The organism is Streptomyces sp. Tue6028, assembly GCF_002300165.1.
Taxonomy (GTDB): domain Bacteria; phylum Actinomycetota; class Actinomycetes; order Streptomycetales; family Streptomycetaceae; genus Streptomyces; species Streptomyces siamensis.
The window spans coordinates 159,008-168,663 of the sequence record NZ_MLCE01000027.1; the positions used below are offsets into that span (position 1 = coordinate 159,008).

Genomic DNA, 9,656 nt, shown 5'->3' on the forward strand with positions numbered 1-9,656 from the left:
CCAACGGGCCCGGCGGACGACGCCCGGTACGAGGGGTACGGACGTTGCCGCCCCGGAAATCTCTAGTTGGGCCGGCGCCACACAGGCCGGCCGGAGGGAAAGCGATGGGTAGGACACTCGCGGAGAAGGTCTGGGACGACCACGTCGTCCGGCGCGCCGAGGGCGAGCCCGACCTCCTCTTCATCGATCTGCACCTGCTGCACGAGGTGACCAGCCCGCAGGCCTTCGACGGCCTCCGCCAGGCCGGGCGTCCCGTGCGCCGCCTCGACCTCACCATCGCCACCGAGGATCACAACACCCCGACCCTCGACATCGACAAGCCCATCGCGGACCCGGTCTCCCGGGCTCAGCTGGAGACGCTGCGCAAGAACTGCGCCGATTTCGGCGTACGACTGCACTCGCTGGGCGACGTCGAGCAGGGCGTCGTCCACGTGGTGGGGCCGCAGCTGGGCCTGACCCAGCCGGGCACCACCGTGGTCTGCGGTGACTCCCACACCTCCACGCACGGTGCCTTCGGCGCGCTGGCGTTCGGCATCGGCACCTCGCAGGTCGAGCACGTGCTGGCCACGCAGACGCTGCCGCTGGCCCGCCCGAAGACGATGGCCATCACCGTCGACGGCGAGCTGCCCGAGGGCGTCACCGCCAAGGACCTGATCCTGGCGATCATCGCCAAGATCGGTACAGGCGGCGGCCAGGGCTACATCCTGGAGTACCGCGGCTCCGCCCTCGAGAAGCTGTCGATGGAAGCCCGGATGACCATCTGCAACATGTCGATCGAGGCCGGCGCCCGCGCGGGCATGATCGCCCCCGACGAGACCACCTTCGCCTACCTCAAGGGCCGCGCCCACGCGCCCGAGGGCGAGGACTGGGACGCCGCGGTCGCCTACTGGAAGACCCTGAAGTCGGACGACGACGCGGAATTCGACGAGGAGGTCGTCATCGACGCCGCCTCCCTGTCGCCGTTCGTCACCTGGGGCACCAACCCCGGCCAGGGCGCGCCGCTTTCGGCGTCCGTCCCCGACCCTGCTTCGTACGAGGACGCTTCGGAGCGCCTGGCCGCCGAAAAGGCCCTGGAGTACATGGGGTTGGCCGCCGGACAGCCGCTGCGCGACATCAAGGTCGACACCGTCTTCGTAGGTTCCTGCACCAACGGCCGCATCGAGGACCTGCGCGCCGCCGCCGCGATCGTCGGGGGCCGCAAAGTCGCCGACGGCGTACGGATGCTGGTGGTCCCGGGTTCCGCGCGGGTCGGTCTGCAGGCCGTCTCCGAGGGCCTGGACGTGGTCTTCAAGGAGGCCGGCGCCGAATGGCGGCACGCGGGCTGCTCGATGTGCCTGGGCATGAACCCCGACCAGCTGGCCCCCGGTGAGCGCTCCGCGTCCACCTCCAACCGCAACTTCGAGGGCAGGCAGGGCAAGGGCGGCCGTACGCACCTGGTCTCGCCGCAGGTCGCCGCCGCCACCGCCGTGCTGGGCCACCTGGCCTCCCCGGCCGACCTGTCCGACGCGTCCGTCGCCCGTACGCCCGCTGGAGTCTGAGAAGTCATGGAAGCATTCACCACGCACACCGGCCGGGCCGTACCGCTGCGCCGCAGCAACGTCGACACCGACCAGATCATCCCGGCCCACTGGCTCAAGAAGGTGACCAGGGACGGCTTCGAGGACGGGCTGTTCGAGGCCTGGCGCAAGGACTCGTCCTTCGTCCTCAACCGGCCCGAGCGCCAGGGCGCCACGGTCCTGGTGGCCGGCCCCGACTTCGGCACCGGCTCGTCGCGCGAGCACGCCGTCTGGGCCCTGCAGAACTACGGCTTCAAGGCCGTCATCTCCTCGCGGTTCGCGGACATCTTCCGCGGCAACTCGCTCAAGAACGGCCTGCTCACGGTGGTTCTGGAGCAGAAGATCGTGGACGCGCTGTGGGAGCTGACCGAGCAGGACCCCGAGGCCGAGGTCACGGTCGACCTGGAGGCCCGCGAGGTGCGCGCCGAGGGCATCACCGCCGCCTTCGAGCTCGACGAGAACGCCCGCTGGCGCCTGCTGAACGGCCTGGACGACATCTCCATCACCCTCCAGAACGAGAGCGACATCGCCGCGTACGAGGCCAAGCGGCCGTCGTACAAGCCGAAGACGCTGCACGTCTGAGGCCCGGTCCCACGGGCCCGGCCCACGGCTGATTTCGGCCACCGCAACACCCCTCTGTACCCCCAATCGTGGACGGTTGGGGGTACAGCTGTGTCTGCCCCGGAACGGCCCCCGAACACCCCGGGAATGGGCCTCAACTCCCTTGGTTACAGGGGAGATTGCCTGGGTACCCGCATTCCGCTGCGGCGTCGCGGCGAGCTGCCCAGGACCCGCTCGAGGGGCGGCAGTTGCCCCCTGAGCAGGCGACAACTCGCCCCAGATGGCACAATCTGTGCATGGAACACGACGGCCAACTCGAGCTCTACGTGGCAGTCGCGGCCCAACTCAAGGAAGCGCACACAAGAGTGCGCGCACTGCAAGTCCCGGAGGGCGTACGGATGGCGCTGACCCGGAAGCTGCTGGTCATTACGGCCGTGGCCAAGCACGATCTCGCCGACGCGACAAGGCGGCTGGAGCGGTTCACCGACGACCTCGACGAGGGTCGATTCCTCGAAGAGGAACGCTGAGGAACTCCGCGCCGGTCCGAGTTCGTTGCGGCACAAGGGTGATTAGCCCGTTTCGTGTTTGATTTGCGGTATATATCTGCCTAACGTGCGAAAAAGCTTGAACGCATTCGTTCGGGCAATGTCTCCGAAGGGGAAGACGTGAACAAGGCGCAGCTCGTAGAAGCGATTGCCGACAAGGTCGGCGGGCGTCAGCAGGCCGCCGACGCGGTCGACGCCGTACTGGACGCGATCGTCCGTGCAGTTGTCGGCGGGGACCGGGTCTCGGTCACCGGCTTCGGTTCCTTCGAGAAGGTCGACCGCCCGGCCCGTTACGCCCGCAACCCGCAGACGGGTGAGCGCGTCCGGGTCAAGAAGACCTCCGTACCGCGTTTCCGTGCGGGCCAGGGCTTCAAGGACCTGGTCAGCGGCTCGAAGAAGCTCCCGCGCGGTGGCGAGGTGGCCGTCAAGAAGGCGCCCAAGGGCAGCCTGACCGGTGGCGCCACGGCGACGGTCAAGAAGGCCGCGGCCAAGAAGGCCACCGCCAAGAAGGCGGCGGCCAAGAAGACCACGGCGGCCGTGAAGAAGACCGCGGCGAAGAAGACCACCGCCGCCGCGAAGAAGACCACGGCGAAGAAGACCACCGCCAAGAAGACCACGGCGGCCGCGAAGAAGACCGCGGCGAAGAAGACCACCGCCAAGAAGGCGACGGCGAAGAAGGCCCCGGCGAAGAAGGCGACGGCCAAGAAGGCCCCGGCCAAGAAGTCGACGGCCCGCAAGACCACCGCCAAGAAGGCCACCGCCCGCAAGTAGCAGCGGCGCAGGGCACCTCACGCGCCGGGCCGGGCTCCCCTGGGGAGCCCGGCCCGCGGCATGTCCGCGTCCTGCTCAGAAGGTCTGCAGGGTGATCAGGGTGATCCGGCGGGCCTCGCCCTCGCCCTCGGTCTCGATGCGCACGCGCTGTCCGGGGCGCAGCAGCCGGAGCCCGCCCGCCTCGAACGCCGGCCCGTCGAAGGGCACCGGCGTGCCGTCGTCGAGCAGCACCTGGCCGCTGTGGGTCTCGGGGTCGTACGTGTACGCGGTCGCCTGCATGGGGGAAGCCTATCCACCGGCCCGCGACACCGGGATCGGCACCGGCCGCAGGGGGAGCGGGCGCGGTCCCGCGGAGCGCCGCGGGGGAGCGGAACCGGGGCCGCCCGGCCGTCAGCGGCCCGGTGGTCCGGGAAGCAGCAGGTGCGCCGCCACCGCCGCGGTGCGCGGGCCGACGCCGAGGGCCAGCGCGGCCCGCAGATCGTCGCCGGTGTCCACGTCCTGGCGTACGGAATCCACCGCGTCGAGGCCGATTTCCACGGCGCCCGAGGCGCGATGGCGGGCACGGGATTCGGTGCCGAATGCGGGAAGCAATTCCCGGCCCGGGGAGGCGGCCAGCAGAGTCGTACCGATTGCGGCCGCATCGGGGAGAAATGAGCGGGGGAATTCGGCGGCGGCTTCGAGCACCCGGGCCAATTCCGTGGGGCGCAGCGCGGGCAGATCGGCGTTCAGCGCGGCGACGGCGCTTTCGGGACTCCGGGAGCGGACGACGGCCGCCGCGTGGGCCAGGGCGGCGTTCAGTCCGCCGCCGGGCTCGTCCGGCACGACACGGGCGCCGAGGGCTGCCAGCTCCCGTCCGGCCAGCACGTCGTCCGTGACGACCGCCACATCCAGCACGGCCGCGCAGGCCAGCACGGCTGCCACGGTGTCCTGTGCGAAGGCGAGCGCGAGGCCGGGGCGCAACCCGTCCGCGGCGGTGTCCGCCAGCCTGCTCTTGGCCCGCGCCAAGGGTTTGAGGGGTACGACCACAGTCCACCGCACGAACGCTCCACCCTCCCTAGTCGCATCCCCATTGTGACCCGGCGGCCCTGGCGGTACGGATGTCGGGGCGTACGGTGTTCTCGACAGACAGGCGGCCTGGAGCGACACTTGTGCGGCCCCCCAGGCCCTAGAGGAAGGTGTCCGCGTGCCCCGCCGCAGAATCGGCTTCTGGTACCGCTTCGCAGCGGTCCTCTGCAAACCACCGCTGGTGGTTCTGATCAAGCGGGACTGGCGTGGAATGGAGAACATTCCGGCCGAGGGCGGATTTATCACTGCGGTGAACCACAATTCGCACGTCGACCCGTTCGCGTATGCGCACTATCAGTACAACACCGGGCGTGTTCCTCGTTTCCTCGCGAAGGCCGGCCTTTTCAAGAAGGGATTCGTGGGAGCCGCCATGCGCGGCACCGGACAGATCCCCGTCTACCGCGAGAGCACGGACGCCCTGAGCGCCTTCCGGGCCGCGATCGACGCCGTGGAGCGCGGTGAGTGCGTGGCCTTCTATCCCGAGGGCACCCTCACCCGTGACCCCGACGGCTGGCCGATGACCGGCAAGACCGGCGCCGCCCGGGTCGCCCTGCAGACCAAGTGCCCGGTGATCCCGGTCGCCCAGTGGGGCGCCAACGAACTGCTGCCGCCGTACGCCAAGAAGCCCAACCTCCTTCCGCGCAAGACCCACCACGTGCTCGCGGGCCCGCCCGTGGACCTCTCGCGCTTCTACGACAGGGAGATGAGCCCGGAGCTCCTCAAGGAGGCCACCGAGGTCATCATGGCCGCCATCACCGCGCTGCTGGAGGAGATCCGCGGCGCGAAGGCCCCCGAGAAGCCCTACGACCCGCGCGAGGTGCGTATCGCGCAGCGCCGCAGGGCCGCGGAGACGGAGCGGGCGAAGGTACAGCAGGAAGAGGGGCAGGGCACGTGAGCAGTCCGGTCAAGGCGGCCGTCTTCGGGACCGGATCGTGGGGGACGGCCTTCGGCATGGTGCTCGCCGACGCCGGGTGCGACGTCACCCTGTGGGCGCGTCGTGCCGATCTCGCCGACGCGGTCAACTCCACGCGCATGAACCCGGACTACCTGCCGGGCATCGAACTCCCGGAGAACCTGCGGGCCACCACGGACCCGGCCGAGGCGGCGCGCGGCGCGGACTTCACCGTGCTCGCCGTGCCCTCGCAGACGCTGCGCGGCAATCTGGCCGAGTGGGTTCCGCTGCTCGCCCCGGACACCGTGCTCGTCTCGCTCATGAAGGGCGTCGAACTCGGCACGGTGAAGCGGATGAGCGAGGTCGTCGAGGAGGTCGCCAAGGTCTCGTCCGACCGCGTCGCCGTGGTCACCGGGCCCAACCTCGCCAAGGAGATCGCCCAGCGGATGCCGGCCGCCGCCGTGGTCGCCTGCCGTGACGAGTCGGTGGCCACGCGCCTCCAGGCCGCGTGCCACACGCCGTACTTCCGCCCGTACACCAACACGGACGTGGTGGGCTGCGAACTCGGGGGCGCGGTCAAGAACGTGATCGGTCTCGCCGTGGGCATCGCCGACGGCATGGGCCTCGGGGACAACGCCAAGGGCTCGCTGATCACCCGCGGCCTCGCCGAGACCACCCGCCTCGGGCTCGTGATGGGCGCCGACCCCATGACGTTCTCCGGCCTCGCGGGCCTCGGCGATCTCGCCGCCACCTGCTCCTCGCCGCTGTCGCGCAACCACACCTTCGGCATCAACCTGGGCCGAGGCATGACGCTCCAGGAGACCATCGCGGTCACCAGGCAGACCGCCGAGGGCGTCAAGTCCTGCGAGTCCGTGCTGGATCTGGCCCGCAGGCACGGCGTCGACATGCCCATCACGGAGACGGTCGTCAGCATCGTCCACGAGGGCAAGCCGCCGGTGGTCGCGCTCAAGGAGCTGATGTCGCGCAGCGCCAAGCCCGAACGCCGCTGAACGGCCCGGCGGGCGGTCGCCCGCGGCCGTTCGCGCGACGCTGAGCGACGGTTCGCACGACGCTGAGCAACGGCCGTCGTGGGGCGCTGACTCACCGCACTACCAACGGGTACTCTCAACGCGATATGAGCACCGAGAACCTCCCCCAGAGCCCTGAGCAGCCGCCTCGCAAGCCGCGCGTGGCCGTCGTCTTCGGCGGCCGCAGCTCCGAACACGGGATCTCCGTGGTGACCGCCGGCGCCGTCCTGAGCGCCATCGACCGTACGAAGTACGACGTACTGCCGATCGGCATCACCCAGGACGGCCGTTGGGCGCTCACCGCGGACGAGCCGGAACGCATGGCGATCGTCGACCGTAAGCAGCCCAGCGTCGAGCAGCTCGCCGAGTCGAGCGAGGGCGGCGTGGTGCTCCCCGTCGATCCCGCCAACCGCGAAGTGGTCTACAGCGAGCCGGGTTCGGTCCCCAAGGCCCTCGGCGAGGTCGACGTCGTCTTCCCCATGCTGCACGGCCCGTACGGTGAGGACGGCACCCTGCAGGGCCTCCTGGAGCTCTCCGGGGTGCCTTACGTCGGTTCGGGCGTGCTCGCGTCCGCCGTCGGCCAGGACAAGGACTACATGAAGCGGGTGTTCACCTCGTTCGGCCTGAAGGTGGGCCCGTACGTGGTGATCCGGCCCCGCGAGTGGGAGCGCGACGAGTCGGCCGCCCGCAAGAAGATCATCGACTTCGCGGGCGAGCACGGCTGGCCGCTGTTCGTGAAGCCCGCGCGCGCGGGCTCCTCGTTCGGCATCACGAAGGTGGACGACCTCTCCGGACTCGACGAGGCGATCGCCGAGGCCCAGCGTCACGACCCGAAGATCATCGTGGAGGCGCTGCTGCGCGGTCGCGAGATCGAGTGCGGCGTCCTGGAGTTCGAGGACGGCCCGCGCGCCTCGGTCCCGGCGGAGATCCCGCCCGTGCAGTCGCACGCGTTCTACGACTTCGAGGCCAAGTACATCGATTCGGCCGACGGCATCGTCCCGGCGCCGCTCACCGAGGAGCAGACGGCCGAGGTGCGGCGGCTGGCCGTCGAGGCCTTCGAGGCGGCCTCCTGCGAGGGCCTGGTCCGCGCGGACTTCTTCCTCACCGAGGACGGCGAGTTCGTGATCAACGAGATCAACACGATGCCCGGGTTCACGCCCATCTCCATGTACCCGCGCATGTGGCAGGAGACCGGGGTCAGCTACCCGGAACTGGTCGACCGCCTCGTGCAGGCGGCGCTGCGCAGGTCCACCGGACTGCGCTGAGCACGCGTTCCGGACGAGGTCCGGGTCAGTCGGCGATCCCCTTGGGGATCGCCTTCTTGATGGAGGCGGCGAGGTCGACGAGCATCCCCGAGGTGTCCCGTCCCTCCGGCACGGTCACCTCGACATAGGCACGGCGTTGTGCGGTGGTGAAGCGGGTCGATCCGTCGTCCCGCTTCTCCATCAGCCAGTCGACGCCGTTCACTCGGCCGCCGACGGCCTTCGGGTCGTCGCCGAGCGCCACCTTGGGGTCGATCATCTTCGCGGGCCGCTCCACACCGCAGCGCAGTATGATCGCCGGGCTTCCCCAGCCCGCGGTCAGCGCGGACCGGGGCTCGGGGTCCTGGCGGCCGAGGCCGTCCACCTTCCGCGGCAGCGCCTTGTCCAGGTTCTGACACAGCTCGGTGACCTTCGTGTCCGGACTCGGAACCGCGACGGAGTCACCGTCGTCTGCTGAGGAGCAGCCCGCGATCGTGATCAGCAGGGCCAGGGCGGGCAGTCCGAGGGAAGCGGAGCGCCGGTGACGGAAGAAGTTCACCGGCCAAGGGTAGACGGGGGCTACAGGTGCACGACCGGGCAGGTCAAGGTACGGGTGATGCCGTCCACTTGCTGGACCTTCGCGACCACCATGCGGCCGAGTTCGTCGACGGTATCGGCTTGGGCGCGCACGATGACGTCGTACGGTCCTGTCACGTCCTCTGCCTGGATCACCCCCGGGATCTTGCTGATCGTCTCGGCGACGGTCGACGCTTTGCCGACCTCCGTCTGGATCAGGATGTACGCCTGTACCACGGAACCTCCAGGGCGGCCACGAGGATCATGTGGGGAAAAGGAACGCCACGGTATCGCGTCGCCGCTCGCCGCGGGGAGACCCACGGTGACTGGGGCTTGCGCGCCGGGGTGGGCGGACTGCACAAGTTGACGGTCAACTCGACCGTACCGAGTACGGAGACGGCTCGCGACCGGGCACGGGCAGCGAGAGAGGGAGCAGTGCGATCATGAAGGGCACCGTGGGCGAGTTGGGGGAGTTCGGGCTCATTCGAGAGCTCACCTCGCGTCTCACCACCACCCCGGCCGTCCGGGTCGGTCCCGGCGACGACGCCGCGGTGGTGGCCGCGCCGGACCGCAGGGTCGTGGCGAGCACCGACATCCTGCTGGAGGGACGGCACTTCCGCCGTGACTGGTCCACGGCGTACGACGTGGGACGCAAGGCGGCCGCGCAGAACCTCGCGGACATCGCCGCGATGGGCGCCGTACCGACCGCGCTGCTCCTCGGCCTGGTCGTGCCGGCGGAACTTCCGGCGACCTGGCCGTCCGAGCTGATGGACGGACTGCGCGACGAGTGCCAGGTGGCGGGCGCGGCCGTGGTCGGCGGTGACGTCGTACGCGGTGACACCATCACCGTCGCGATCACCGCGCTCGGCGATCTGCGCAACCACGAGCCGGTCACCCGGGCCGGCGCCCAGCCCGGCGACGTTGTCGCGGTGACGGGCTGGCTGGGCTGGTCGGCGGCGGGGTACGCGGTGCTCTCGCGGGGCTTCCGCTCGCCGCGTGCCTTCGTGGAGGCCCACCGTCGTCCCGAACCGCCGTACCACGCGGGTCCCGCGGCGGCCGGACTCGGCGCCACCTCGATGTGCGACGTCAGCGACGGCCTGATCGCCGACCTCGGGCACATCGCCGAGGCCAGCAAGGTGCGCATCGACATCCGCTCCGGCGACATCGACATCCCCTCCCAGATGAACGACATCGGGCAGGCCGTCGGCGTCGACCCCCTCCAGTGGGTGCTCAGCGGCGGAGAGGACCACGCGATAGTGGCGACGTTCCCGCCGGACGTGAAGCTGCCCGCCCGTTGGAAGGTGATCGGCGAGGTCCTCAACCCGTCGGCACTTCCTCAGGTCACCGTGGACGGGGCGCCCTGGACGAACAAGGGCGGCTGGGACCACTTCGGCGACTTGGAGGCGTGATCCGGGCGGCCC

At 70.2% G+C, this 9,656-nt stretch carries 12 protein-coding genes; 8 read left to right on the forward strand and 4 right to left on the reverse strand.

The features are described 5' to 3' along the window. The first annotated feature begins 104 nt into the window (after window positions 1-104). The 4 genes from leuC to BKI49_RS27015 all read left to right on the forward strand — a co-directional run bounded on the left by leuC (window position 105) and on the right by BKI49_RS27015 (window position 3,433). The gene (gene leuC / locus BKI49_RS27000; RefSeq protein ID WP_095936869.1) at window positions 105-1,538 is read left to right on the forward strand and encodes a 3-isopropylmalate dehydratase large subunit; all 1,434 of its coding nucleotides are present in this window, start codon (window positions 105-107) and stop codon (window positions 1,536-1,538) included. A 6-nt stretch (window positions 1,539-1,544) separates the two neighbouring features. Next, window positions 1,545-2,138 carry a 3-isopropylmalate dehydratase small subunit gene (gene leuD / locus BKI49_RS27005; protein WP_095936870.1) on the forward strand — a complete coding sequence of 198 codons (594 nt, stop codon included), beginning with the start codon at window positions 1,545-1,547 and terminating at the stop codon, window positions 2,136-2,138. A 275-nt stretch (window positions 2,139-2,413) separates the two neighbouring features. After that, a complete protein-coding gene (locus BKI49_RS27010; RefSeq protein ID WP_028802407.1) occupies window positions 2,414-2,644 on the forward strand; it encodes an SCO5555 family protein in 231 nt (76 codons plus the stop codon). Window positions 2,645-2,782: 138 nt separating this feature from the next. Continuing rightward, complete coding sequence (locus BKI49_RS27015) at window positions 2,783-3,433, forward strand: HU family DNA-binding protein (RefSeq protein WP_095936871.1); 651 nt, start codon at window positions 2,783-2,785, stop codon at window positions 3,431-3,433. Window positions 3,434-3,508: 75 nt separating this feature from the next. On the opposite strand, the gene BKI49_RS27020 is transcribed toward BKI49_RS27015, so the two are convergent. After that, a complete protein-coding gene (locus BKI49_RS27020) occupies window positions 3,509-3,712 on the reverse strand; it encodes a hypothetical protein (RefSeq protein WP_028802409.1) in 204 nt (67 codons plus the stop codon). A gap of 111 nt (window positions 3,713-3,823) precedes the next feature. Continuing rightward, on the reverse strand, window positions 3,824-4,471 hold the full coding sequence (gene cofC, locus BKI49_RS27025; protein ID WP_095936872.1) for a 2-phospho-L-lactate guanylyltransferase: 648 nt from the start codon (window positions 4,469-4,471) through the stop codon (window positions 3,824-3,826). Between the two features lie 145 nt (window positions 4,472-4,616). Here cofC and BKI49_RS27030 point away from each other — a divergent pair, with 145 nt between their 5' ends. The 3 genes from BKI49_RS27030 (at window position 4,617) to BKI49_RS27040 (ending at window position 7,683) form a co-directional block, all read left to right on the forward strand. Then, a complete protein-coding gene (locus BKI49_RS27030; protein ID WP_095936873.1) occupies window positions 4,617-5,393 on the forward strand; it encodes a lysophospholipid acyltransferase family protein in 777 nt (258 codons plus the stop codon). Further along, complete coding sequence (locus BKI49_RS27035; protein WP_095936874.1) at window positions 5,390-6,400, forward strand: NAD(P)H-dependent glycerol-3-phosphate dehydrogenase; 1,011 nt, start codon at window positions 5,390-5,392, stop codon at window positions 6,398-6,400. Before BKI49_RS27030 ends, BKI49_RS27035 begins: the two co-directional genes overlap by 4 nt. A 125-nt stretch (window positions 6,401-6,525) precedes the next feature. Further along, a complete protein-coding gene (locus BKI49_RS27040; protein ID WP_095936875.1) occupies window positions 6,526-7,683 on the forward strand; it encodes a D-alanine--D-alanine ligase family protein in 1,158 nt (385 codons plus the stop codon). 25 nt (window positions 7,684-7,708) lie between these two features. Here BKI49_RS27040 and BKI49_RS27045 read toward each other — a convergent pair whose 3' ends face one another. Then, window positions 7,709-8,218, reverse strand: a complete 510-nt coding sequence (locus tag BKI49_RS27045; RefSeq protein ID WP_095936876.1) for a DUF3515 domain-containing protein — start codon at window positions 8,216-8,218, stop codon at window positions 7,709-7,711. A gap of 20 nt (window positions 8,219-8,238) precedes the next feature. Further along, window positions 8,239-8,472, reverse strand: coding sequence for an Lrp/AsnC family transcriptional regulator (locus tag BKI49_RS27050; protein ID WP_028802415.1), 234 nt, complete (start codon window positions 8,470-8,472; stop codon window positions 8,239-8,241). Between the two features lie 206 nt (window positions 8,473-8,678). Here BKI49_RS27050 and BKI49_RS27055 point away from each other — a divergent pair, with 206 nt between their 5' ends. Then, window positions 8,679-9,644: a thiamine-phosphate kinase gene (locus tag BKI49_RS27055; protein WP_095936877.1), complete on the forward strand. Its 966-nt coding sequence runs from the start codon at window positions 8,679-8,681 to the stop codon at window positions 9,642-9,644. Window positions 9,645-9,656: the final 12 nt, after the last annotated feature.

What these genes read in the sequence shown, in the direction of transcription:
- leuC (WP_095936869.1), top strand. Translation starts at nt 105, where the DNA reads ATGGGTAGGACACTCGCGGAGAAGGTCTGGGACGACCACGTCGTCCGG.
- leuD (WP_095936870.1), top strand. Translation starts at nt 1,545, where the DNA reads ATGGAAGCATTCACCACGCACACCGGCCGGGCCGTACCGCTGCGCCGC.
- BKI49_RS27010 (WP_028802407.1), top strand. Translation starts at nt 2,414, where the DNA reads ATGGAACACGACGGCCAACTCGAGCTCTACGTGGCAGTCGCGGCCCAA.
- BKI49_RS27020 (WP_028802409.1), bottom strand. Translation starts at nt 3,712, where the DNA reads ATGCAGGCGACCGCGTACACGTACGACCCCGAGACCCACAGCGGCCAG.
- BKI49_RS27040 (WP_095936875.1), top strand. Translation starts at nt 6,526, where the DNA reads ATGAGCACCGAGAACCTCCCCCAGAGCCCTGAGCAGCCGCCTCGCAAG.
- BKI49_RS27055 (WP_095936877.1), top strand. Translation starts at nt 8,679, where the DNA reads ATGAAGGGCACCGTGGGCGAGTTGGGGGAGTTCGGGCTCATTCGAGAG.